This is a genomic window from Alistipes sp. cv1, from assembly GCF_900240235.1.
GTDB lineage: Bacteria > Bacteroidota > Bacteroidia > Bacteroidales > Rikenellaceae > Alistipes_A > Alistipes_A hominis.
The window spans coordinates 189,657-214,238 of record NZ_OEPW01000004.1 but is presented as its reverse complement, the minus strand read 5'-3'; the positions used below and the strand labels follow the sequence as shown (position 1 = coordinate 214,238).

The 24,582-nt window shown below is 50.4% G+C and carries 26 protein-coding genes and 2 pseudogenes; 7 read left to right on the top strand and 21 right to left on the bottom strand.

The genetic code is table 11. The features are described from left to right. Nucleotides 1-4: 4 nt before the first annotated feature. Both C1A08_RS08210 and C1A08_RS08205 read right to left on the bottom strand, forming a co-directional pair. Complete coding sequence (locus C1A08_RS08210) at nt 5-2,185, bottom strand: peptidase domain-containing ABC transporter (RefSeq protein WP_101572681.1); 2,181 nt, start codon at nt 2,183-2,185, stop codon at nt 5-7. 59 nt (nt 2,186-2,244) lie between these two features. Next, entirely contained in the window at nt 2,245-3,600 is a 1,356-nt protein-coding gene (locus C1A08_RS08205; RefSeq protein ID WP_101572679.1) for an HlyD family secretion protein, read from the bottom strand. 785 nt (nt 3,601-4,385) lie between these two features. Between C1A08_RS08205 and C1A08_RS08200 the strand changes: the two genes are divergently transcribed. Beyond that, nucleotides 4,386-4,619, top strand: a complete 234-nt coding sequence (locus C1A08_RS08200) for a hypothetical protein (protein ID WP_101572677.1) — start codon at nt 4,386-4,388, stop codon at nt 4,617-4,619. A gap of 99 nt (nt 4,620-4,718) precedes the next feature. Here the strand turns inward: C1A08_RS08200 and C1A08_RS08195 are convergent, their stop codons facing one another. The 6 genes and pseudogenes from C1A08_RS08195 to C1A08_RS13240 all read right to left on the bottom strand — a co-directional run bounded on the left by C1A08_RS08195 (nt 4,719) and on the right by C1A08_RS13240 (nt 9,505). After that, the gene (locus C1A08_RS08195; protein ID WP_101572675.1) at nt 4,719-5,018 is read right to left on the bottom strand and encodes an HU family DNA-binding protein; all 300 of its coding nucleotides are present in this window, start codon (nt 5,016-5,018) and stop codon (nt 4,719-4,721) included. A gap of 182 nt (nt 5,019-5,200) precedes the next feature. Then, entirely contained in the window at nt 5,201-6,220 is a 1,020-nt protein-coding gene (locus tag C1A08_RS08190) for a hypothetical protein (RefSeq protein WP_101572673.1), read from the bottom strand. Nucleotides 6,221-6,225: 5 nt separating this feature from the next. Beyond that, nucleotides 6,226-7,811: pseudogene (locus tag C1A08_RS08185) on the bottom strand (phage terminase large subunit). After that, nucleotides 7,811-8,245, bottom strand: a complete 435-nt coding sequence (locus C1A08_RS08180) for a DUF5675 family protein (RefSeq protein ID WP_101572748.1) — start codon at nt 8,243-8,245, stop codon at nt 7,811-7,813. The pseudogene C1A08_RS08185 and the gene C1A08_RS08180 overlap by 1 nt, the downstream one beginning before the upstream one ends. 275 nt (nt 8,246-8,520) lie before the next feature. Then, the gene (locus C1A08_RS08175; protein WP_145996544.1) at nt 8,521-9,213 is read right to left on the bottom strand and encodes a hypothetical protein; all 693 of its coding nucleotides are present in this window, start codon (nt 9,211-9,213) and stop codon (nt 8,521-8,523) included. Further along, nucleotides 9,155-9,505, bottom strand: coding sequence for a hypothetical protein (locus tag C1A08_RS13240; protein WP_180951547.1), 351 nt, complete (start codon nt 9,503-9,505; stop codon nt 9,155-9,157). The genes C1A08_RS08175 and C1A08_RS13240 overlap by 59 nt, the downstream gene beginning before the upstream one ends. Nucleotides 9,506-9,556: 51 nt before the next feature. Between C1A08_RS13240 and C1A08_RS08170 the strand changes: the two genes are divergently transcribed. The 5 genes from C1A08_RS08170 (at nt 9,557) to C1A08_RS08150 (ending at nt 16,104) form a co-directional block, all read left to right on the top strand. Then, a complete protein-coding gene (locus C1A08_RS08170) occupies nt 9,557-10,900 on the top strand; it encodes a hypothetical protein (protein ID WP_145996543.1) in 1,344 nt (447 codons plus the stop codon). 15 nt (nt 10,901-10,915) lie between these two features. Continuing rightward, nucleotides 10,916-11,449, top strand: a complete 534-nt coding sequence (locus tag C1A08_RS08165; RefSeq protein WP_101572667.1) for a hypothetical protein — start codon at nt 10,916-10,918, stop codon at nt 11,447-11,449. A 242-nt stretch (nt 11,450-11,691) separates the two neighbouring features. Next, nucleotides 11,692-13,137, top strand: coding sequence for an O-antigen ligase family protein (locus tag C1A08_RS08160; RefSeq protein WP_145996542.1), 1,446 nt, complete (start codon nt 11,692-11,694; stop codon nt 13,135-13,137). 450 nt (nt 13,138-13,587) lie between these two features. Beyond that, nucleotides 13,588-14,796 carry a DUF3825 domain-containing protein gene (locus C1A08_RS08155; protein WP_101572663.1) on the top strand — a complete coding sequence of 403 codons (1,209 nt, stop codon included), beginning with the start codon at nt 13,588-13,590 and terminating at the stop codon, nt 14,794-14,796. Nucleotides 14,797-14,949: 153 nt separating this feature from the next. Further along, on the top strand, nt 14,950-16,104 hold the full coding sequence (locus tag C1A08_RS08150) for an ATP-binding protein (protein WP_101572746.1): 1,155 nt from the start codon (nt 14,950-14,952) through the stop codon (nt 16,102-16,104). A 316-nt stretch (nt 16,105-16,420) separates the two neighbouring features. Here C1A08_RS08150 and C1A08_RS08140 read toward each other — a convergent pair whose 3' ends face one another. From C1A08_RS08140 to C1A08_RS13380, 13 genes and pseudogenes are all read right to left on the bottom strand, one after another. Further along, nucleotides 16,421-17,011 carry a DUF6549 family protein gene (locus C1A08_RS08140; RefSeq protein ID WP_101572659.1) on the bottom strand — a complete coding sequence of 197 codons (591 nt, stop codon included), beginning with the start codon at nt 17,009-17,011 and terminating at the stop codon, nt 16,421-16,423. Further along, nucleotides 17,004-17,225 carry a hypothetical protein gene (locus tag C1A08_RS08135; RefSeq protein ID WP_101572657.1) on the bottom strand — a complete coding sequence of 74 codons (222 nt, stop codon included), beginning with the start codon at nt 17,223-17,225 and terminating at the stop codon, nt 17,004-17,006. Before C1A08_RS08135 ends, C1A08_RS08140 begins: the two co-directional genes overlap by 8 nt. Then, complete coding sequence (locus C1A08_RS08130; RefSeq protein WP_257937071.1) at nt 17,197-17,733, bottom strand: glycoside hydrolase family protein; 537 nt, start codon at nt 17,731-17,733, stop codon at nt 17,197-17,199. The genes C1A08_RS08135 and C1A08_RS08130 overlap by 29 nt, the downstream gene beginning before the upstream one ends. A 20-nt stretch (nt 17,734-17,753) precedes the next feature. Further along, complete coding sequence (locus C1A08_RS08125; RefSeq protein ID WP_101572653.1) at nt 17,754-18,044, bottom strand: hypothetical protein; 291 nt, start codon at nt 18,042-18,044, stop codon at nt 17,754-17,756. Nucleotides 18,045-18,046: 2 nt separating this feature from the next. Continuing rightward, on the bottom strand, nt 18,047-18,205 hold the full coding sequence (locus tag C1A08_RS13235) for a hypothetical protein (RefSeq protein ID WP_180951546.1): 159 nt from the start codon (nt 18,203-18,205) through the stop codon (nt 18,047-18,049). After that, nucleotides 18,186-18,713, bottom strand: coding sequence for a hypothetical protein (locus tag C1A08_RS08120; protein WP_101572651.1), 528 nt, complete (start codon nt 18,711-18,713; stop codon nt 18,186-18,188). Before C1A08_RS08120 ends, C1A08_RS13235 begins: the two co-directional genes overlap by 20 nt. A gap of 62 nt (nt 18,714-18,775) precedes the next feature. Then, on the bottom strand, nt 18,776-19,045 hold the full coding sequence (locus C1A08_RS08115) for a hypothetical protein (protein ID WP_101572649.1): 270 nt from the start codon (nt 19,043-19,045) through the stop codon (nt 18,776-18,778). A gap of 5 nt (nt 19,046-19,050) precedes the next feature. Further along, nucleotides 19,051-19,821, bottom strand: a complete 771-nt coding sequence (locus tag C1A08_RS08110) for a 3'-5' exonuclease (protein WP_101572647.1) — start codon at nt 19,819-19,821, stop codon at nt 19,051-19,053. Further along, nucleotides 19,803-20,336: a guanylate kinase gene (locus C1A08_RS08105; RefSeq protein ID WP_101572645.1), complete on the bottom strand. Its 534-nt coding sequence runs from the start codon at nt 20,334-20,336 to the stop codon at nt 19,803-19,805. Before C1A08_RS08105 ends, C1A08_RS08110 begins: the two co-directional genes overlap by 19 nt. Further along, nucleotides 20,333-20,803, bottom strand: a complete 471-nt coding sequence (locus C1A08_RS13390) for a hypothetical protein (protein WP_257937070.1) — start codon at nt 20,801-20,803, stop codon at nt 20,333-20,335. Before C1A08_RS13390 ends, C1A08_RS08105 begins: the two co-directional genes overlap by 4 nt. Then, nucleotides 20,773-22,524: a helix-hairpin-helix domain-containing protein gene (locus tag C1A08_RS08100; RefSeq protein ID WP_257937069.1), complete on the bottom strand. Its 1,752-nt coding sequence runs from the start codon at nt 22,522-22,524 to the stop codon at nt 20,773-20,775. Before C1A08_RS08100 ends, C1A08_RS13390 begins: the two co-directional genes overlap by 31 nt. After that, entirely contained in the window at nt 22,503-23,519 is a 1,017-nt protein-coding gene (locus C1A08_RS13550; RefSeq protein ID WP_373419259.1) for a hypothetical protein, read from the bottom strand. Before C1A08_RS13550 ends, C1A08_RS08100 begins: the two co-directional genes overlap by 22 nt. An 87-nt stretch (nt 23,520-23,606) precedes the next feature. Then, a pseudogene (locus C1A08_RS13380) lies at nt 23,607-23,870 on the bottom strand (PHP domain-containing protein); the annotation flags it as partial. Between the two features lie 99 nt (nt 23,871-23,969). On the opposite strand from C1A08_RS13380, the gene C1A08_RS08090 reads away from it, so the two are divergent. Beyond that, nucleotides 23,970-24,578 carry an HlyD family efflux transporter periplasmic adaptor subunit gene (locus C1A08_RS08090; RefSeq protein ID WP_101572641.1) on the top strand — a complete coding sequence of 203 codons (609 nt, stop codon included), beginning with the start codon at nt 23,970-23,972 and terminating at the stop codon, nt 24,576-24,578. Nucleotides 24,579-24,582 lie beyond the last annotated feature (4 nt).

Here is a 24,582-nt window from a genome sequence, read left to right as displayed (position 1 = left end):
TAATTCAACATTGCATCTGAGACGATACGAGCGCATGGTAGTACCCCTTTTTCTCCATCAGCGTTTCATGGTTACCTATTTCAACGATCACACCTTTATCAAGCACAACAATCTGATCGGCATTACGGATTGTACTCAACCGATGAGCTACGACGATCACCGTACGATCTTTGAATGCCGCACTCAACGCATCGGTGATCTTCTTCTCGTTTATCACATCGAGCGAGTTAGTTGCCTCATCCAAAAACAGAAATTCTGGATTACGATATAGCGCTCGGGCAATCAGTAAACGCTGTTTCTGGCCACCGCTCAGTCCTCGTCCCGTCTCTCCGATCTTTGTTTCAAACCCCTTAGGCATTGAGTTGATTTCGTCCTCGATTTGCGCAATGCGGCAAACTTCACGCAGGCAATCGTAGTCTATATGTTCATCATCGAGCACGATGTTATTCAAGACCGTATCCGAAAACATTTTCCCGTCCTGCATTACCACTCCGCACATGTTTCGCCATTTACGCAAGTTAATTGCCTGTACGTTCATGCTCCCCATCTTGATCTCCCCATGAGTTGGCTTATACAACCGTATAAGCAATTTAAGTAACGTCGATTTACCGCTACCGCTACCCCCGACGATAGCCGTCACTTTACCTTGAGGAATAATCAGGAAAACATTCCTTAATACGACCGGAGCGTTGGATGAATATTGAAAGAACACATTCTCCAGCGTTATGGTTTTGCCCTCTGGAATAATCATCGAATTACCTACCGTCAGTAGATCCTCTTCGTCATCCAGTTGCCGGATCTCGTTCATACGCAAAAAACTAATCTTTGCATATTGGGCCGAGATAATAAAGTTGATAAACTGTACGAGCGGTCCGTTGAGCATCCCGATAATGAACTGCGTCGAGATCATCACCCCAAAAGTGATATCGCCCCGGATCACCGCCATCGCGCAATAAAACACGATGCCCATATTCTTTATATTTTCGATAAATTGAGCCCCCAGGTTTTGCATATTCGTTACCGACAGTACGCGCTTGTTCACTCGGTATAAACCGGCTTGAATCGCCTCCCATTTCCATCGCCGATGCTTCTCGTAGTTGTAAATTTTAATATCCTCGATGGCCTCAACGGTTTCTACCCAATAGCTCTGATTTCGCGAAACCAGCTCGAAGTACTCCCAGTCCAGCTTTTTGCGGATATTCAAAAACAGCAATACCCAGATCACGTACAAAGCTGACCCCGCAATAAAAATGTAAAAGATAACGGCGTTATAGACCAGCAGAATAATGGAGAATAATATAAATGTCAGCGTTGAGAAAATCAGCGCCAACGAGTTGTTCATGATGAAACTACGGATGCGTTCGTGATCTTGTGCCCGTTGTAGAATATCGCCCAGCAACTTATTCTCAAAAAAAGTTACAGGCAACTTCATCAACTTGATCAGGTAGTCTGAGATCAGTGCAATATTGACGCGCGAGGTGATATGCATCAGTATCCAGTCCCGCGCTACATTGAAGATCGTAACACTCAAAAGAATGGCAATATTGCCAATCAGCACCATGTTAATGAAATTGATATCCGATGTCTTAATCCCTACATCAATAACCGCTTTCGAAATAAACGGCAATAGTCCAGAGAGCAGGGTGACGATCAACATGATGGCAAACACCAGCATAAAATTCTTATTATACGGGACAAAGTATTTGAGAATACGCAGGAAGCTGTTCTTCCGTACTTCTTTCTCTGCCTCGGAATCTTTGAACTCGGCTGTCGGCTCTACAGCCAGCAATTTACCTCGCTTCTCACCCTTCGGATACCACCCCTTACGAAACTGCTCGTGGGTATATTTCACCCGACCTTTAGCCGGGTCGGAGACCCAGATATACTTTTGGTTTGCCCGGTAGACAACTATAAAATGGTTATCGTTCCAGAATACGATCGCTGGAAAAGGAACCTTGTTTACTATATCGTCGATTGTGCATTTGATTGCCAGTGTCCTCAGACCGATATTCTCTGCGCCAGTACTCAGGTCAAGCATCGACACTCCCTCTCTGCGAATACCGCACTGATCGCGCAAATACTGCAACGAATAATATTTACCGAAATATTTTGCAATAATCTTCAGCGAAGCTGGCCCGCAGTCTTGCGAGTCCATCTGATATTCAACCGGAAAGAGTTTAAACATAAAGTTGGGTGAATAGGTTGGACAATCAATTTCTGGATGTGACGGATCGGCAGGATATATTATTTCTCCGCTTTGGCTTTCAGATTATCGAACAATCTCTCGATCAGTCGCTTTCGTTTAGTGATAATCTCTACCTGGCCCTGCGTTTCGAAATCGAGAGGAAGACGGCGACCAAAATTCGTCGTCATGCCATCCGGAAACGATACGGTAACCAAATAAGTAGGGGTGATTCCATTCTCAGTATTGATATTGTTTGTGATCCGTGAAATGGAACTTACCTTACCACGCAAATAACCGTACTCGTCATAAGGATATTTCAGCAATTTCACGTTGGCCTGCTGCCCCACCTCGACCTTTCCCGCTCCCTGAGCCGGAATCTTTATCTCACCGAAGAAATCGCCTTTATCCGGAATAACCGTAAAAAGCTCCTGTCCGGAACTGACAAAACTGTTCTCCCTCCAAAAGCCGAGGTATTCCAATTCTCCGTCGATCGGTGCATACTGTAGATATCGCTCTTTCCATACATTGACAGCGTTCTCCAACGCATTGCGAGCCGTATTCACCTCGGCGAATGTCTTAGCACGGGTTTCATTTTCTTCGAGTGTGATACGCTGGATTTCCAAGCGATTCTGGGCAATCTCCGATTGTTTGGCCAACCGGTTATTCTGCAACGTTAATACCGCCTCTTCCAGAGCAAGACAGTTATTACGTTGTTGTTGATACTCCGCCACAGACAAGGCGTTTTGTATTACGAGTAGGCTATCCCGATCTAATTGTGCGTATGCGCTGTCCACAGCCTGTTTCTTCAGCTCGATTTCCCGGACCATGTTCACCACGATCTGCTCATCAAGGGCGATCTTGCCCGTGAGATTCCTACGCATCGTTTCATAAATATCCGACTGAATCAGAAGCTTGTATTGGGCATACGCAACCATAAAAGAGTTGTAGGCCGTACCCACGTCACCGAGGATCAGATCTCCGGGCAACGAGTCCATACCGGTATTCTCAAAACCTGTTGAACGTAGTGTCGAGTCCAGGTACAGGATATCCCGATAGTCGGCCCCGCTCTCGATATAAGCGATTACATCTCCTTTACACAAATAATCTCCACTTTCACGAAGCAAGTACATTTTGCCGCTCGTATTAGCCACAAGACGTACCGGAGCCGCATGGGCTGTCACTGAGATCTGACCATCTACCGTATCGGGGTATTTGATGATAAAACCCAACGCGATGATCCCTAAAATCAACAATGCCGTAAGCAACGAAATGCGCTCCGTCCACCGTGTAGGTATCCGATCAATGATATCCTGAACTTCTTCGCTTTTATCAGCTTCCTGATTATCGTCTATTGATATAGATTGACCGTCATTGGCAACAGGAGAAATATCGGCTTCTTCATCTTTTTCTGTCATATACCTTACTCAGGTTATCGATTTTTAACAATCTATCCCATTTTCTTCTAAAGCGTTTCTTTTATATACAATTTCCATCTCTGAATAATACTCCTCTCCGGATAAAAGAAAATGTCTGCCATATTCTTCTGCCGCAAGAATAAAGTCACCTCGCAACATACGATTTGCCGACTATAATTGCCGGAGTTCAGATAAAATTATCCAGGCATTCAACATCAACTCGCCGAACAAAATCATCTGAATAGAAATCCTATGAATATTAACAGGCGTATTTTTCATCACTATATAATCTAAGTAGCGTTAAAAACGCTATAACGGAGTATTGTCGTAAATTTATAATAATTTCAGCAACAAAACAATAACTACTTAACACTTTTTAACTTACGAGTGTTAAATATTAAATGACCATTAATTACACCAGATTAATAATAAAAATGTGATTGCAAGGGGATTATTGCATCAAAAACGACCGATTGAATCACAAAAAGCTCTGAATAAAATACTATTAAGAATCCGTTCAAAGAAATTTTTCCCTACTTTTACATCGTCGACAGTACTCGACCCAACCATATTGAAAAGCGTTCAAATTTGTTTTGCTTATACGAAATCTGGTAAATTTCATCCCTCCCGCAAAGCAAACGATAAACGCCTGCGCAACTGCGTGGGCATTACTCGTTGGTGGGAATAGGCTTACCAGAGCCTCGTATAAGCAGATGGGTTCTGTCCCACGCTTTTTTTGATACTGACCGCATACGGGACAATCGGTCGATAAAGTGTGTATAATAATGGAATCGGAAAAAACATTTCTCGAAGAATTAATATCTATTCCTGCAGATTGTATAAAAGCCACCGTCCGAGGGGTCGATATGCAACTGATCACCTCCCGTGAAAAATCCCGACTGCTGGCACAAGACTCCAACGATGAAATTTATCACGAATGCGTATTAAAAAACGGCACTTTTATATTCGTGGTAAATGATCGCCGCCAGTTACAGGTTTTGTTTAAAGTCGTTAATTAGCAAAGGCTCTTCTCCCCTTCCAACGGTATTGACCGGATAAAGAAAAAGGGATAAGACTTGACGTTTTATCCCTCTATTCCCTGTTTTACATCGGTATTTTTAGTTCTTCTGCGACACCGGCACCGCCTTGCGCACATCATTCACAAAATCCTCGCATGCTTTAAATGTCGGAAAACTGTGCGCCGGAATTATCAGGGTCGTATTGCGCAGGATATCCCGGCCCGTTTTCGCCGCCCGTTGCTTGACCACAAAGCTACCGAATCCCCGCAGATAAACGTTCTTTCCTGCCGTCATTGCGTCCTTAATAGTGTCCATCAACGCCTCTACCACAACGGCCACCTCTGTTTTAGAGATACCCTTCTCCCGGGCAATCTTCTCTACAATTTCTGCTTTAACCATGTCCCTAAAAATTTAGTAGTTTAAGAATTGCGCTAAAAATAGCGATAATCTTATTCACGGCATAAGATTTTCCCCCTTATTTTCCAGCAGCTTACATCGTCCCATAAGTCTGCTTCCAAGTAACACCCGGAACCTGAGCACAAAAAGGATTCGAAACTGTATATGGAAAAATTTCATGGGCGTCAGGTCAGCCACGGGTTTTTGTAGGGGTCGTAATCGTTTTGAAATGTCGCCAGTTGCCAGTCTGTCACCGGCTTGTTATCCTCGGCCACCTTGCGCGGTATCTGCGGATTCAGCCGCAGCTTGGACGCATCATACAGCCATTTCATCGAATCTTCGTGATCCCGCTCCCGCACTACGCTTACATTGTTCGGAGCTATCAGCTTGGTCAGCTCGTACAGCGCCAGGCGCACCATGTGCTTTTTCAGGTTGTAATTACGAGGATCGCCCGGGGTCAGGTTGCGGCCTATCTCCGGCACATCGGCATTCACGTCTGTCTCCGGCACGAACACAGCCCCCTGATACACCACATAGTCGTGCCCGTCCATCAGGTAGTCGTTGTATGCGGGGTCGTAATCTGCGATAGCGCCCCATGCATCGGACACGGCCGGCGTCAGGTTGTTGTCATAACCCTTCTGAGATACCAGCGTATAGAATGTATCTTCAAAGGACACCACATCCCACAGCGCATATCCCACCGGTTGCCACGGCTCGCTCTCTACCTCTTTCCAACCCGCTACCATCGGGATACGCACTTCTCCGAACTTCCACCCGTTCTCGGCCAAACAACAGTACGGGGTACCATTGTATTCTACTACATCCCCCTTATAGTACGTGCCGAACTGCGAATACCGCGTATACACAGGCGATTCCGGCGACATTTCGATATACTCCTCCCAATAATCCACCGCCGCCGGCGCCTTGTACCCGCTTATCGCCCGGATCACTTCGCATATCTTCCCTTCATAGTAGATATGCGCCCCTACCGGATAGCTCACCCGCCGGTCGTAGTCCGCTATGTATTTGCCTTTGGCCAGCTCGCGTTCCACCTCGTAGTTCTCGGACAGGTATTCCACGATGCTCATCTCTGCACTCTCCTCCGCCTGGATGAACCGCTCGGCATGCCCCCGGGTCATCTGCGAAAGGGCCTCCTGGGTGATGATCCCCAGATAGTCCGCGTCGTTCAAAAATCGTCTGTACATATCGTTTAATAGCTAAAACCTTCCTGTATCACCGCCGTGGTCAGCACCGACCCCATCCCGTCCCCGCTACGGTACCGCTGCCAGCTCTCCCGTAGGTAATAGCACAGCAGGTAATCCAGACAGTCCGACAAGTGACCGTATTTCTCGTATTTCACACCCGTCTTGGGGTCGGTAGTCTTTTGCTTGCTCTTGGTGCCGTCCTCGTTGCGCAGTTGGTACAGCAGGTCTTCCGTCAGTTTACGGCAGCGTATGTCGATCAGCAATTCCCACCCGTTGTACCCGCAGAACACCTCGTTGACGAACTCGCACCGGGCCGCTTGCGGGGGTTGCTTGCGCAGCAGTTTGATCCGTGGACGTAGGACGCCCTGCCCCAGCGTGTCGGCGATCAGCGTATAGTTGTTCACCCCCTGCTCGCTCGCGGTGGAACGTTGCAGCCCCGCCGGATCGCCCGTCACATCCACACCTCCGGCCTGCTTATCGCGGTATAATTTCGCTTTCAGCTTCCGGGCCAGAGCCGGGGTATTGTTTTCCTTGTCTTCCGGTTTGCCCAGCACCTCTTCCAGGATATAGACTTTTTTGTTCTCGTAGTCCATCTGGGCCAGTAGTACCGACATCTGCGGAGCCACGTTAAAATCCCACACGGTGATAAGCGGGCGCATCGGGTCGTACACCCGCTCCCGCAGGCCCGTTTCCAAATGCCGGCTCCCGTCAAATTTGGCGTACACCGCCATATCGTTGGCCTCGATAAAATCCCAGTTACCGTACAGCAGACGCTCTTTGGTCGCCTGGTCGCGTATCTTGTTCAGCGCCGCTTCATAGGTCTGGCGGAACGGAAGATTCGGGTTGTCGAACACCGAAAAAGGCACGTATGCCTCCCCTTCGCGGAGCACGACCGGGTCGCCGTTACCGTCCTGTACGAAACGCCCCCGCACCCAGTTTACCGTCGGGTTGGTGGTCAGTAGCATCCGCGGTATTTTGAACGTCTCGTGCGTGCGCCAGCGCAGGCGGGAAAACAACACCTCGATCGCCCGCTCGGTGATCTCCGATACCTCATCCACCATCGCGATCGTGTACTCCGCCGACCCGAAACGCTCGAAATTCGGATCGGACGGGATATCGGCCATCTCCTTCATTATGATGATCGAATCGTTCCAGAATAACAGCGTCCCGTCCAGGTTGTTGATCTTATAGTTCACATCCTCTTTCAGACCCCAGTCTTTCAGTATCGTCTTGATCGTGTTCCACGTACTCTCTTTCAGACTTTTCAGCGTCTTACGCGCCACCACCGCCCGGATATTCTCATAGCGGATGCAACTGCTTATCAACCATACGCTCCCTATATAGCTCTTGCCGCCGCCGGCGGCCCCCCTCCCAATATCAACTGCGGCAGGTTCCGGTTGCCGCACTTCATGCACTGCGGCTTATATTGAGGGTTACCCTGTGCGTCGTGCCCTACCGGCACCAACTCGATATGACCTCCGCATTCGGGGCAGTAGTCCGGTTGCAGCAGCTTCCACAGATCGTACTGGCGGGGCGATGGCTGGAAATCTATCCGCAGGTTCAAGGGGGCTATCAGCTTGTTAGCACCCATTACGCGATCCGGATCGTGATACGCTCCGCTTTGCCCAGCAGTTTATTCAAATCATCAGACGTGGCGCGTGATTCCACCACCCTGCCCCGGATATCGTTTTTGCCCACCAGTATGCACCCCGCCGTGTCCTCCGGATCGTTGCCGGCATGTATCAGTATGCCCAGAAAATGCGGTACGTCATGTAGCAACGGCAGCACCCGCTTGAACCGTGGGCTGTATTCCATCGTGATGGTGTATGTCCCCGCCGGGATGGCCGTGCGGGCATAGATTTTTTCCTTGCACCGGCAGGAACGCCCTTTGGGCGTATCAGGGCAAGCAACAGGGAGTTTGCGCACCGTATCTTCCAGGGTGTCGCAAAAATAGCGGCCGTCGATATAGAGACTGCCCATGGTGTAATCGACGCCGTAGTAGCGGCGTACCAAGTCGAGAGCGATATCCATTATCCTTGATGTATGAGGTTACATCAAAGAATAGGTCTCTGCCGCACGGGAAGATTATACGGAATAATAAACGAACCTAAAACAAATACGAAGTAATCTAAACTCGATCACCTTTGCGCCCAAACGGCCTAGCCCGACGATCCGGAAATAGATAAGACCAGCGCATCACCAAACGCCTACTCGTCTCACAGACGGTAATTATACACGAAAAAGCCCCCCGCGCTTATATACACGCGGAGGGTTCGGCAGGTTCGGGCATGATTCAGGTATTACAGCGTTTTCACGTCGTTCTCTTTTCGCTTTTCCATATTCTCCTGTTTTCGCCGCATTTCTTCATGCGTTTTCTCCTCTTTCGCTTTCTGCTGTTCGGCTATCTGTCGCGCATGTTCAAAACGCAGGCTGTCGCTCACGAAATACATCGTGTAAAAATTGTGAAACTGCACCTCGGACGGCTCCGTTTCTGCATCGTCCAAATGCCGTGACGCCAATGCTCTCGTATAAGCCTTTTGCAGGGCATAACGCAAACTCATAATGGTATTTTCCCGCCCTATCGATATCACCCGGTTACCCACTACCCACCTGTTGGGGGCCGAGGAAGACTCCAACCCGAATTTTGCCGTCAGAAAATCCCGGAACGGATATTCATCCGACGGATGATCCTGGTAGTCCAGCCCCAGAAATTTTACCTGATACAATTTCCCCTGCTGGGTAAAATCCCCCTCGATCCGCTGGATACAATACCCGTACACCGAATCGTTATGCTCTTTCAGGAATTGTTCCCGCTGTATTTCGAACTCATCCTCATTTATCCCGAAACGGATATTCCCCAGCACCCGGTCGCCATCGGCCAAGGCGATACTGTCCTTGAAAACTTTGTCTTTTTCGATGGCTTCTTTCGACGGCCTATCGTAACAGGCGGCAAAACAGACGGTCGTAATCAGTAGCGGCAGAATCTTTTTCATGCGTTTTGCTTTTACTCCCCAAAAGTAAAGAATTCCCGCGAAAATAACGGAAGAATTTGCATAATACATCTTTTTTGATAATCTTGTTATCGTACAGCCAGATAGTTGCGTCACATTGCCGTGACGGCGCGGTACATTCTCCCCTCGCCACGGCGGCCCACGGGCATCGAACGCTCACCTTTTTTATTTCTATTCGCTTCCACGTGTCGATACCGCCGGGAGAATAGCCGGTACGGGTATGCGGCATTCCATACAACTCGCCATTTTTTACAGTCAACGTATTTTTTAACATTTTAAACGTCACAGTTATGTGGAAAAATTCCGTTAATTTGTTAGGGTTGGCGTGTATCTCTTTTTGCTGTTCGCCTCATGCGAGAAAGGATCGTATCAACCCGCTCCCGCTTCGGCGGAAGACCAGTTCCGCACACAGATGCGGTCGGCGTTCGAACAGACGTATCCCGTCACCGACCTGCCGGTCGATTGGAGCGAAGCGATCGTTTACCGCAGGGCGGACAGTTCCCGTGTCGCTATGGTGCGCCTACGGGGTTACTTGGGCGAGTTCGGCTACAATGTCCGGGCAAAGCAGTACAAGGGGAAACTGCGTGCCGCCTACATGGCCTGTTCTCCATGGCTTATCGTCACGGTCGACCGGGGAACGACCAAAGCTCAGGCCATCGTTAGCTCGGCCATCCCGCAGGTCGAATACCTGGCCGACACGCACTACCCGTTGCGGTACATCTCGGTACTCAACACCCAGAAGTTCAGCGGGGATATCGTCGTGTTCGACGTACGGCGCAAACCCCTGTACCGGATATGCTATACCGACGGGCGTATCGATGACCAGCGCGAACCTATGACCATCGGTATCGTGCACAAGGTTTTCACCAAAAACAGCGAGGAAGACCCTTATATGCTGGACGATGTGGTGGTCATCGGACACAGGCCGAACCAACCTTCGGATGATGATTTCTGCCTGCATAATCCGGAATTATGCGGCATCGGCGAGATCGGCCCGATAACCGGAACGGACGAATCGGATGGACCGGACCAGCCTCCCATTCCGGACGGCCAGGACGATAACGATCAGGGACAAGGAAGCGGAGGCGGTGGCCAGGGTATCTCGGGCTCCAATCCGAATGTTCCGGCGGATAAAAACATCAGGAATGCCCTCACCCAAACCGGATGGTCACCGCTTGACGATGCCGGTAAATACGTTCTTGACAGATTGCCCGCGAACCTCAGTCCCATTTTAAATCATTTTCGCGTGACAATCACCTTGACCAAGGGATTACCTCGGATAATGGAAGGAAATATGACATCTAACTCACTGGATCTAAACATAGACCAAAATTGGATTACAAGGAACAATATGAATATGTATCAAATCGCCGATTGTCTGCTACACGAAATCGGACATCTCGTTTTGGAGAGGTATGGATTCCAGTTTGCTGATCAAGGATATAATAACCTTAATGACACACAACACTATTACATGATAAATCCACCTTCTAGCGTCAGCCGTGATGGATTTGCTATGGAAGACCTTTATCGCGCCGTTTTCCCCGGTGAATCAGAAGAGTTTTACAAATACATCATTTATAGCGGCGTTGATATACAATATTTCAATGGTGTAACCTACAAGGACGTACAAAAAGCAACAGATGTATTGAAAAACAAGAAAAACTAAAACACACTCATAGCCATGAAAAAGATAATCCTACTTATGTTATTCGGGCTGTCCTGTATGGCGGGGCACGCCCAGTCCGGCGAATTATATTTCTGTCTTACACCTATTGAAGAAACTGATTACAAAAAATGGACGGAAGGCATCTATTTGGAAAAAGACGACGATAACTTCTCTAATCCGCTATATAAATCTAAGGGTTATTTTTTCAATCTGAAATCGATATCGAGAAACATTGATATTCATTTCGCTCATATCAATTACAACACATCCGAAATGGTCAAGCGAAATATGACACCGCAATGGAACAGTACGATGGAGATCAAAACCACAGGGGCCGACATTGCCAGTTACCATTCGGTGTATAACCTCGATACTTTTTTCAAAGCGTATTCCCGTGAACAATTAATGGATTGGTTCCTCTCCCTGGATATCCATAATAAAAAGATTTACTTTTTCGACCAGCGGGATATTGCTAAAGGTAAGATCACTCTTATTCAGGTGAAATTTCTGGGTAGCAGCACACGAGACAATCTCACTTTCAGCGAATAATTTGCAGGGATAGCATTCATTGACTTGCCTTTATGCAGCACGCTTTGGATATGTTTTATCCGGAGGCCGCCCTCTTTTTACTCAGTGCCGCCTGTCTTATGGCGGCCTGGGTACGGGGGGCGCGCCTGTCCGGTGGTTTCGGCATAGGCCGGGCCGGGCTCTTGCTCTCCGGCTGGCTCGTACTTTTCTCCCTGCGGGCGGACTATGGCAACATCGGTACCTACATAGCCTTCGCCCTTCTCGTGGGGACTTGGGCATTGGGCCGTGCCGTACCGCGCAGGGTACTGTGGGGGCTTCTGTTACTCATACTTCCGTACCACCTGTGGTACGGCTGTGGCGATCTCTTCTCCGGTATCCCCGGTCGTCTGGACGGCTGGTCAGCCAATCCGAACATCTTTGCCGACACACTGCTCCCTTTGGTGGGTATCGCCGGTGGCGTCGCCCTGTTCTTTCGCGGAATCCGGCGTTGGGCGGCACTCGCCCTATGCTTTATCGGCCTGGGGTTTCTCGTTCTCACCGGCTCCCGGGCGGCGATCGTCGGGCTGATCGTTTCGGCCCTGCTGCTGTTCTACCTGCGCGTACTGCGCCGCTATATGGCTTCTGCCTCCGTCCGGCAAAAGACGGTGGCGGCAGTGACGGCCGTAGTGCTGGGTGCCGGGCTTTTCTACGGTCTATTCTTACTGCGGCCCGGATCGGTTATGGGGCGTTTACTCATCTACCGGATCACCGCCGCGTCACTGGTACAGCACCCGTCGGGCAACGGATTGGTCAGCTTCTCGCACCGGTATCTACCCGACCAGGCCGCCTATTTCGAACGGCATCCGGATAGCCCTTTCAGCCTTTACGCCGCCGACACGCACGCTTGTTTCAACGAACTATTACAGACGGGCTACGAACTCGGTTGGGCCGGTATCGCTCTTTTCATTCTGACCCTGTGGTATCTATTCACGCTGAAAACTCCCGGTAGCCGGGGCCTGCTCATACTCAAAGTATCTCTGGCGGGGATGCTGGTAGCTTCGATGTTCTCTTATCCCCTGCGCTCGCTTCCCTCGGCAGGTGAATACGCCGTATTCTTCGCCCTCTTTATCTCCTACGACCGGAATCGCCTTTTTGCCCTACCGGGCAGGAAAGCACTCCGCATCGTGGCCACCCTTCCGGCCCTCTGCCTGTTTGTATGGGGATGTCTCTACCTGGGACGGCGGTATCACGCCTACCGGCAGTTCGATGCCGTCTGCACCGGCTCCGTCTCCGACTACCAGGACATCCTCGACACCTACCGCACCTGCTATCCCATACTGCGAAACGAAGGACTGTTCCTCCGCTCCTACGCGCAGGATCTCTCTTTCCTGGGCGAATGCCGGCACAGCAACAACATCTACGAACAGGCCGTCCTGCTCTATCTCGACCACCGGATGCTCCTGGCTATGGGAGAAAACTACGAATGCGACGAAGATTATGCCATGGCCGAAGAATATTACATGCGGGCCCACTACACCGTCCCCAGCCGGTTCCGCCCGCTTTACAAACTGATGCTCCTGCACCGGACACTGGGGAACATCACCCAGGCTGAAATATACGCCCGGCAAATACTGGATAAACGGGTCAAAGTCCCTTCCCGGCAGCTCGACCGTATGCGTGCCGAGGCGGCGGCCCTCCTGAATGGCCCTACAACTGGTGACAGTCCCTAATTTACACGTAATGATAATGTATTGGAAATACCTCAATGCCGTTTTCATTAACCAGGGTCATCCGCAAGGAGAGGGGGCTTGTAAAATTCAACCCAATAGTCATACTATCCCAGGACGATCAGGAAAGACACAGATGCCGGATAACACTCGTTTTCGTAACCGGCCTCGTGGCTAAGACAAAACACCATTCACCCAAATATCTGATTTATAAGTAAGTAAAAATAAATCAGTTTTTCTTTTCGGTAAATTTGCAAACTCAGGTATCCTTATTTATTTTTGCATAGTCAAGGGTCAACGAATGAATGACCGGACAATTTTTAATGAAATTAGCAAAGCGGACTAAAATGATCTCCGCTTTCTCAACTTCACTGCCCCTCTAAGTACACTTTCGCGTCAGGGTCAGATTGGAAGTTGAATATTGAATAACAAGACGCGAAAGGATTATTTATTATGGAGAAAATGAATGCTCCTGTAAAGGTTACCGATGGCCTTTTAAGCATCGGTTACGTTGCTAACCTCAAAAATGGTGTTTATATCAGGGAACTTCAAGAGTACCTCAATGACACCGACCAAGATCCGACATCACAAGATCTGCGTAAACGCGCGACAAATGCCGAGATCATCCTTCTCAACAAACATGGCTACCCTAAAGATGCTGCCGGCCGGACTGTTCCGGCGAGTAGAGCTAAATTCAAGGCATTCAACACAGGGTATATCCACGCAGGAAAAGATGTTTATGGCTGGTTTGAAAAAAACGAGTCCGGTACTTTCGTAGGGGTAACTTGGGGTACACTGCAGGAATTGCGGGCTTATGCCCGGCTCCGGGAACAAACCTCCCACCTATTTAAAATGGGAGACTTCTATTTCGACAACATCGACGACTGTCAGGATTTCCTCGAAGACATCGCACAAGCGACCATTCCGGAAAGCTGGAAGTACAGAAACAAAATCACAGTCATCAAGTATCCGATTCTCAAAAGCTACCTCGAAACGCTGTTCGTGCGGCTGAAAAAAGAGGGGAAAGTGCTCAAAAGCAAAGATGGCAAATACATCATCTTTAATACGAACCTCCTCGACAAGTTTTTTCATGCCATGTATATTATCGCCGAGGTACAAGAGGCCGAAGGTCTTGAAGTGTACTTCCGTCCGAAAAGAACAGCCGAAGAAAGTTATGCCACCCTCAAAAAATACGGCTTTGAGGATAACCTTCCCGAACCGCCAAAATTCTTTGAGGAAGTCAACGAGGTTATATTCAACACTTCTGACCAGTGGAGAATAGACAAAAACTACGACTCTCTTCAACACATCATCGAGCAGAGGATCGATAGGTTTCCGCCTCACATGCGGGCACAAAGCCCTCAAATACTTGCTAGAAAACTGTATGACGCTATTGCATATGCACTTGCCATTGCACAACGAAACTACAAGTATATCGTCCCGATATACTACCCCAAGTTTGACAGCATCTCATTCCTTATGCCCATTTTCCTGGATGGGACATACAATACGTATCCGGACTTCGCCCTTGTTCTCCAAGCTGATTTAGAGAACAAGCTCTATATAGCGAGAACGATACTCGATTTGGAAACCGGGTATCAAGATGCCCGTCTCATCGCCAAACCCGATGAATCGTGGTTAAATCCGATCACGTTGAAATAGCAGAGTTTAGGTGCCCCTGTTGGGCACCTTTTTTATGGGACAAGCCTCAACTCTTGATAGCTACCTTAATCGCGATATTTCCCGGCTATTCCAACCCATTTATCTTTGCAAATTTATTTTTTAATCGTAAATTTGCAAAAAACTAAGAAGACCATGATTAAACGAACATTGCAGACTAAACTTTTAGAGTTGATAAAGAAATACCCGATTGTAACCCTAACGGGCCCCAGACAATCGGGTAAATCGACGTTATTGCAACATTCGTTTCCTGACTACAAATATGTTTCACTCGAAGATCCGGATATGCACTTATTCGCAACAGATGATCCGCGGGGATTTTTGGCGACTTATCCGGATAAAACGATTATAGATGAAGCGCAAAGAGTTCCGTCCTTGTTTTCGTATATTCAAACGCATACGGATAAAGAAGGGCGAGAGGGCATGTATTTGCTTGCTGGCTCTCACAATTTTCTGTTGATGGAAAGTATCAATCAATCGCTGGCTGGCAGGACTGCCGTTTTAAAATTGTTGCCTTTCTCTCATACTGAAATGAAAGACAGCGGAATCCTTCCCCGATCCGTCGATGAAGAGATTTTCAAAGGAAGCTATCCGCGTCTTTACGACAAAGATATCGCGCCATCGGACTACTACCCGTTTTATATCCAAACCTATGTAGAGCGCGATGTCCGCCTGCTGAAAAACATCGGAGATCTAAGTAAATTCATCCGTTTCATCAAACTATGCGCCGGGCGTATCGGACAGCTACTGAATATTTCCTCTTTGGCAAACGAATGTGGAGTCGCTGTTTCGACGATTTCGACGTGGATCTCTGTATTGGAAGCAAGTTATATCTGTTATTTATTGAAGCCCGATCATAACAATTACGCAAAACGATTGGTCAAAACGCCGAAACTCTATTTTTACGACACTGGATTGGCATGTTCGTTATTAGATATACGAATGCCCGAACAGGTTTCGACACATTTTCTGCGTGGCGGATTATTCGAAAATCTCGTAATCAATGAGTTTATTAAATCGTCTTACAATAGAGGCGAAGAACCTAATCTCACATTTTGGCGTGACAGCACCGGTAACGAAGTAGATTTGTTACAATACGTCGACGGGAAACAATATGCCTACGAAATCAAATCGGGTGCGACTTTCTCGCCGGATTTTTTCAAAGGCATTTCTAAATGGGCAAAATTATCAGGAGCTCTGCCGGAACAATGCTTTACCATTTATAGCGGCGAAAAAGATATGAAAACTTCCGCAGGCAAACTCATTAAGTGGTCAAATATAACAGTCTAGGGCGATATTTGCTATATTTGCGGCCTGATTGCATTTTAGATGGACAATATTACACGGTATAACCTTAAAACCATTTTAGTCCCGGCCCTGCTCGTAGTTCTACTGCTGATAGTCTTGGGGTATGCTGTTGCTCCTGCCACTGCGACATTCGACTGGAATTCCCTGAATCCCGTCGAGGCTGTCGGCACATTGGCATTTGCACTCGGTTTCGGTGTGGGTCTGCCGGATATTTTGGCCGTATCCCTTATCGTTTTGCTTCTCTTTTTGCTCTGGGGGATACTATTCTGGCTCGTGCGCAGGTACGTCCGCTGATCCCCTATTTCTCTATTTGGATGTATTCCGTATACTCGATCTCCACATAGGGATTGTCGCTCGTTATCCGCTGGTGTACCGCTTTTGCCTTTTTCCAAAACAGCCAGCGCCGTTTGTATTCTATCCATATCGCCTGATGTAGGGTGACCGGCACCCGTATCTCTCCTTTCAGGCGGCTATCCTCTATAAGGCCCGTCAACCGGATATGCGGAGTAATCATCTCGACCTTTTGCCGCACCAGCGGTACCGTATCGCGTACCACGACCGTATCCCGCACGGCCGCATCGATAGGTCCGGACACCACCACCTCATGGCGGGCTGCCGCTTGGAGACGTCGCAATTTCACCCCCATCGCCTTTATCTTTTCGGCATCGCCCCTGCGCAGACGCTTGTATTCCTCCACATTTAACCGCAACCCTTTCACATCGACGGCCATCGTCGCCGAATCGATCCGCAACCGCTTCATGTCGGACATCAGGACTTCCGTATTACTGCGGTAGCGGTCGCGTTCACCGCGCAGACGCACATTCCGGTGCCATAGCACGCATACCGCCGCCGCAAGCAGTACAAATCCTATGACCGTTACCTTACGCATGGTACGCCGCATGAGCCGGAATGAACCAATTTTCTTCATCCATATAGTCCCCGTCCACCAGACGTACCATGTAACCCCGCTCACGGCGTTCGGGGATCGTCAGGTCTTCGGTCACCACGGCCCGCCGGCCCGCCAGATCCGACAGCCGCAGGTTATCCAGTTCCTTGCATGGGACGATCGTTATCTCACTTCCTACCTGTATCATCGTATTCATATCTGTATATTTTCTTTGTCTTATCGAACAGCAACTCGAACTCTTCCTTTCTCCGCCTCTCTATCGAAGGTACTACCCGCCCCTGCCATTTGCGAAAAGAGAGATATTCCCTGTTGATATCCCGGTCGCCTTTTTCCAGTTTTTCGACCAGACGGCTTTTAGGCCGGCCGCCGTACCCCAACAGTCGGTACTCACCGACATTGTAGGCCAGCACCCCCAGAATCAGCGAATCTCGTCCATAGTGTCGAAATACGGCACATTTGGCTTTCAGGTCACTACGCAGCAGTGAATCGGCCGTTCGTTCGGTGATCCGTCTTCCGAAACTTTCTCCCGGCAACAGCCGGTGCCCGTACCCCACGTACGGGTAATCCTTTTCCGTATGCCATCCCTCGTGGCGTTTTATCAACTCTACCGCTTCTTCCATCAGGTCTTCCTCCACGACGACGACCCTCAGGCGGGCGGCAGGCACAGGAGCCTCCGTCCGGGTACAGGCACCCAACAAGAGCATAAAGATAACGGCCGCCGTTCTCATTTCTGGTTTTTGAGCAGTTCCTTGATATCGGCACGCATCTCCTGCAAATCGCTCCGCATTTGGGTAAACTGGGTCATAGTGGCCTCGAATACCGCCTTATCCAGCTTGATGGCGTCTATTTTATCGTACTGATCCTGTATTTTGGACTCCAACGATTGACAGCGTATGGTCAGCTCGGCAATATGGGACGTATTGGTCGTATGCTGGGCGTACATCGTCACCAGAAAGGAAATGATCACTACCAGGAACTTGAAATTTTCTGTCACGAAAGTTCGTACTTGACTCATGGTTATTGGAATAAGATGGTGAATGCCTCTTTGACCGCCCGGATCAACATCTCGGCCGCCTCACTATCCCTAAATCCATAGATCGCCAGTACAATGACGATCAGGATATAGGCTATACGCTCCTGCTTCCGGGCGTTCGGGTCATGCGGGGTCGTTTTCATCGCGGGAGACAGGTTGCGGTACGATTACGTTGAATATCACTCCGCCCTGACCGTTCTCTATTTTCAGACGGGATTCACTGGCGTGCTTGATCGGGTATAACTCCATCAGGGCCTTAGCCGCATTGACCGCCACGGCCCGTAGCGGCGCCGGAGACAGGGGAATACCGAACCGGTCGGTATATTCCCGCGTGGCTGTTTCTTCCATTACCGCCTTGAGCGTTTCGGCTACCTGTAACTTTACGGCCATGGTTTCGGCTTCATACTGCGCGCTGGCCGTCATCTCCTTGACTCTGGCCCATATACGCGGATCCGACATCAGCCGGTGACTGGCCGCATAGACATTGCGCCCGTCCTGTCCGAAGATCGTCTGGTAACATTTAGTCTGCTGACCGGCGTATTCCGCCCCGCCCCGCACGTACAGTTCACAGAACTCTTCTTCCTGCGCTGTGAGAGGCCGCTGGGCTTTCGGTATTGCTTCTACCGGTAATATATCGTTCCCGTTTGCCATTTTTTTATCTGCATAAGCCTGAAAAGATCCTTCGGATCGGTTCCTTTATTACGAATAGGCACTTACGGCGCACCTTGTTTGACCACGTCGCCTTTTTCGGCCAGCAGTTGCTCCATCAATGCCTGGTAAAAAACATCAGCCATCGCGTTGGCAGTCGCCTCGGCATCGGCCAATGAATTGATCAGCCGCATATTAAAGCGGATATCCATTCCGAATCCGGTAATAGCGGCCAGAAGTTCGTTGCCGTCCTCGCTCATCACCCCGTAGGTCATCATATCGCCCACCTTAAAAGTGACCGTCTTATCCAGTGTTTCTTCCAGTTCCTTGTCCATAGGTATTAGATTTGAAAGTGAGTGCGTGTCTTTTCCTTTTCGGGCAGCCGGGCCGACTCCCCTTCTCCATTGCGTAACCGTGCCGAGCATACGGCCGCCACCGACAGGGTCGCCGTCACGTCCGCGTCGGCATCGTGCGCATCGTCCAGTTCAATACCCAAATGTCCGCACAGCAGTTCCAGTTTATAGGACGTCACCTCCGGATCGTGAGCCAGGGCCAGCCGCCCCAAATCGATCGTATCGATGTAGTGAGGACAGAAATTGCCGTAGAAATCCGTCGTGCCGGCAAACGCCTGTGCGAACTCCTTTTGCAATCCGGCGTATACCATCATCTGCTGCAAAAAGCCGATATCGAACGTGATGTTCTGCCCCATCAGGACAGGCTTGCACTGGGCGCCTTTACTCAACGCCGCCCGACGGGCGATGGCGATCACTTCTGAGGCCACCTCTTTCAGGGGCAATCCACGACTGCGAAGCGTCTCCAGGGTGATACCCGAATATTCCAGGGCGGTCGCCCCGTAATCCATCAGGATACCGGCATCCTCCTGTTCGACTTCCCGGCGGCTTCGCAGTACCTTGCGGCGCGCTCCTGCTGTTTCCTGCCGGTTATAGGGCGCGATGTACGAAACATACCGTTCCAACACTTCCCAGGTGTCCAGCCGTACGGCCTGTACCGCGACCTGGGTACAGGCCGCTTGGGTACAATCCAGTCCTCCGGTTTCGAAGTCGAGAACCAGAGCGGTATAAATTTTGGGGGTTACAGTAGGTGCTGCCATTGTTCCACAATAGTTATGAGATCCCGGCCGGCCTGTTCGAACTGCTCGGCCGTTCCATTGTTATAGATTGCCATATCCACCCATTGGTATCCCAGGTTTCTGCGGTGCTTATCCCGCTCGATCCGTTCGGGATCGACGCCCCGGGCTATCCGGTTCGCCGGCTTACACCGTATCGTTACGCAAAACACGCCGTAATCTTCGCCGGCGCCGCGTTTCAGCACACGGACGCCGTTCTCGTCCACCACATAGGTACAGAATCCTCTATCGGGGAGCTGCTTTTTCAACGAGAAATACTCGTACTTCCCGAAACGGGTGTAGGTCAGCATATCCCGGCGGTCGTAGGCGCTTGTATTATCGACAAAGAAATAATCTTTCCCTTCCCTCTCGCCTTCGCGCCGGGGGCGCGTAGTGGTCGAGATGATCGCCGGGATGCCGAATTCTTTTTGCAGGAACTTCGACAGATGGGTCTTGCCGGAACCCGAAGCTCCTACGATGGCAATGATAATCGGTTTCATACGGTAAATAATAGGGAGGTTTTATAGGTATTGAGGGTATTGCAGCCCGAATAATCGCTGTATTTTATCCCGCCCGTCAGGATCGCCACTTTCCCTTTAAGGACGGCGACCTCACTGCGGTGCGCCTGGTAAAAATCGCTCCACAGCACGGCTTCCAACAGGTCGTTATTCTGCTGAAAGATCAGCTTGCAGAATTTTTTACGTTCCCCCGTGGTTTTATCGGTATAAGCCACTTCCTGCACCTCGGTCACCGTAGCGCATACGGCCGCCCGGCGGCCTTCGTTATCCGGGTCGAGTACATCCCGTAGACTCATATAGGACGCTTTACCCTTGACGGCCGCCTTCGCCTGGCTGTTGTCGTAGATCCGGCGGTAATCTATCGAGCCGATGCCCGAAACGGCTATCTGCTGCATCGACCAAAAATAGTGCTTGTCGGTCAGCGCCGGCGGGAACTCTTTTTCTCCCAACAGAAGCCCAATTCTTTCGCAGCCCGTTCCAGCAGGCCGTAGCGTTCGGTCACCGCCTTGATTCCTTCCACCCTGTCGAAACAGCCCGAAAGGATCAGATGCTTTACGTGCAGGGCGTTCACCGGTACCCGCACCGCTTCGTCCGAGTTGTCCGGATCGTCCCAATAGGCGTACTTTTTCAGTTTGTAACGAAATATCCGGTGGATAAAATTCTCTACTGAGGCATACTCTCCGCCCCGTTCCCGTTCACCTACTATATAGTCCACGGTCTTAACGCCGATCATCTTGATCCTCGTGAGCGACCAATAGATCTCGTTGGTCGTGTAATCGGTAAAGAATTTACTCCGGGATACATTTACATCCGGAGGGACGATACGTGCGTCGGAGCATTGTTCCATCTCGGACATCAGGGCCGGGATATCCTTGTCGTCCGCCCACTGGAGGGCCACCGTATAAAAGGCTGTGGGATAATTTGCTTTCAGCCACGCCCCACAGAAGGCCGTCAGCGCATAGGCTGCCGCATGACTGCGGTTAAAGCTGTACTTGCCGGCCGTTTCTATCTTATGCCATATCTCCTCCGCCTCATAATCGGGACAACCGTTCCCCTCAGCTCCCCGGATAAAATCTTCTTTCAGGCTCGCCATCAGGTCGGCTTTCTTCTTGCCGATGGCCTTACGCAGGTAATCGGTCTTTCCCAAGTCGAATCCCCCGAGGGTATGGGCGATCTGCATGAACTGTTCCTGGTAACACATGATCCCGTAAGTATTCTTGGTCGCCTCATAAGTACCGAAATTATAGACCGGTGCCACCTCGCCGCGTTTGTAGCGCACGTAATCGTCCGTAGCGCCAATCTCCAGCGTAGCCGGGCGGTACAAGGCATTGGCCGCTATCAGGTCCTCGATACAGTCGGGCCGCAGATCCATCAGAAACCGTGTGATCCCCCGTGAGGCAAACTGGAATACGTTCTGCGTATAGCCCTGCGCAAGCAATCGGTAGGTCTTCTCGTCGGCCAGTTCGTCGTGGGTAATACGCTCGATCGTGTACTCTTTACCGTAGATACGGTTCACGATACCTATCACCGCACTCAGCTTCGCCAGTTCTTTGGTGGCCAGCACGTCCTCTTTCAGCAGTCCAATCTCGTCCACCGTATAGCCGTCGAATTCGGACACCAACAGGCCGTCCATCTTGCGGATCGGAAGGAAGTCGTAGCACTCCACCGGTTGTCCGTCGCGGGCCGCGGGCGTCACGATAATGGCCGAAGCGTGGATCGACGCCGCCCGGGGCTGCCCCATGATCGTACGGATGTCCTCTATCACCTGCGGGTAGTCCTGCACGAACCGTTTCACTTTCTTGTTCACGGCCGCCAGGCGGAACAGTCCCGTCCAGTCCGTATTGTCGTCGAAAATCGCCGTAATGTAATTTACCAGGCTGTGCGGTAACCGGTGTACGCGTGCCACATCCTTGACGACCGCTTTGAGTTTCATCGTGGAGAACGTGCCGGCGGAGAACACCCGCTGGGCGCCGCCGACGTTATACCGCTCTTCCAGATATTCTTTGATCTCCTGACGGCGGTCGGAGGCATAGTCCACGTCGATATCCGGCAGGGCCGAATGCCCGCCTTCCACCAGTCCACGATCTACATAGGCATCCCGGACACTCATGGTCTTCCGGGCCTTTTTGATGGTTACACTCTCTATTTTCATCGCCCATTCAAATTCCATAATACATCGCGTCGGTCAAAGCGGATATCGTCCCCTTCCCGGAGCCGGTCGGCATAAACTTTCATCATCTTCCCGCCGCGCTCCACCCAGAACTGCGCATCCCGGTCGAACAGGTAACTCCGCCCGCCTATCGTAATCTCCACATAACTGCTCCCGGCTTCCACGGACACATCCTCTCCCAACACCGTAATTTCTTCCACCCAGTTCAGCCCGCACCGCTCCGGCACCAGAAAACGGGAAAACAGCAGATCGTAAGCCACCGGGTCGATCGACGTGATACCCAACAGGTACGAGACCAACGATCCCCCGGCAGATCCCCGGCCCACACCCGTAGCGATCCCCCGCCGGCGGGCTTCGGCCACCATGTCCCACTGGATCAGAAAATAGTCCACGTTGTTCGTACTCTCGATCACGTACACTTCCTCTTCCAACCGCTTGCGGTAGTCATCCCGACGCATTTCGGAAACCTTAGTCCGCAGTCCTTCTTCGAGCAGGGCGCGTAGCATCCTACGGCTGTCGCCGTAACGTTCTTTCTCCTCGGAACGCAGAATATACCGGGGCATGAACATTCGTCCCGTTTCATAGGATGCCGTGGCTCCCTGGGCAATTTTTACCGTGTTTCGGCACATCTTCCCGAACAGCCCATCGAAGTCCCACTGCGGCCCGAACAGGGGGCGCAAGGCGGCGTAGTGTTCGTCCACATCCTTGAAATACTGATCTTCACTCTGGCGGTGGGCGGCACCCGATGCGATCTTGTTCAGGATCATTTTACTGCGGGCATCGTCCTTATCGGGGTAATAGCAGTCCGTTATCAGTACCGGTTCCACGCGGAAGGTCTTCAGGCTCTTCACATAGAAAGTGTGAAAGAACTGCCTGACGGCCTCCAAAGCCTCTCGATCCACGCGCTCAGCCTTGTACTGCGACACATCCACCTGGTAATAAACCCCGTCGAAATACGTCTGAAAACCCTTGACCAGTTGCAGGCGCCGCTGCATCCAGTAGGAAGACAGCGTACCGAGCACCAGCACGTTTCCTTTACCGCGACACAGCAGTTCCTTGTAACCTATCGTATGGTCTTCGGAGTCCACCATGATCTCCTTCTGGATCCGTAGCAGGTTTTGCAACCCCTCCCGGCTCTGGCAGTAGATCTTCACGTCCACCAATTCGTCCCGGTATTTCATCGTGCACGAATAACCGAATACATAGCCTATGCCGGCTGCCCCGGCCGCTTTTTGCAGATTCAACGTTCCGGCCATCGTATTGCGGTCGCAGATCCCCAGCGCCGTATATCCCATCCACCGGGCTTTTTTCACCCACAGAGCTATATCGCCCGAGCCGTTGAGTAGTTCATAGGGAGTTTATCTGCCGAGGATCTCGAACATTCCTTATCCGAGTATTTGCAAAGCCGCCTTTCAGTAGAAACTTGCCATGCCAATCTACAAAATATGCAGACTACGTTGGTACAACTACGGGAATCCTTACTCGACACCGAAAACCAATACGCCGATTCCCGGAGGACGCTCGAAACCCAACTAAACAACTTGACTGCACAATTATCCACTTCCATCCAGGCTTGGGAGCTGAACTATGTCCTCACTGCCCCAATCGACGGTCACATTTCCTTTGCCAATTACTTGGCTGAAAACCAGAATGTTTCCGCCCTGCAAGAGATATTCACCGTCATTCCTCACGAACAGGGAGAGATCATCGGAAAAGCCATGCTGCCCATTGCCCGTTCCGGAAAAGTAAAAATTGGCCAAAAAGTAAATATTCGTTTCCAGAATTTCCCGGAAAACGAATTCGGGATCGTCCGGGGCATTGTGGAAAATATCTCCCAAGTACCGGTAGATGTCATCAATTCGCTGACAGGCATCCGGGAGTCCTCCTATGTGGTCAGCATCCGGCTTCCGGACGGACTGAAAACCAACTATAACAAAAGCCTCCCCTTCCAACCCCAGATGCAGGCCCAGGCTGATATTATCACCGAAGATCTCTCACTACTGGAACGCTTGTTCCTGCCCCTGAAAAAAATATGGAAAGAAGGAATGGAATAATCTA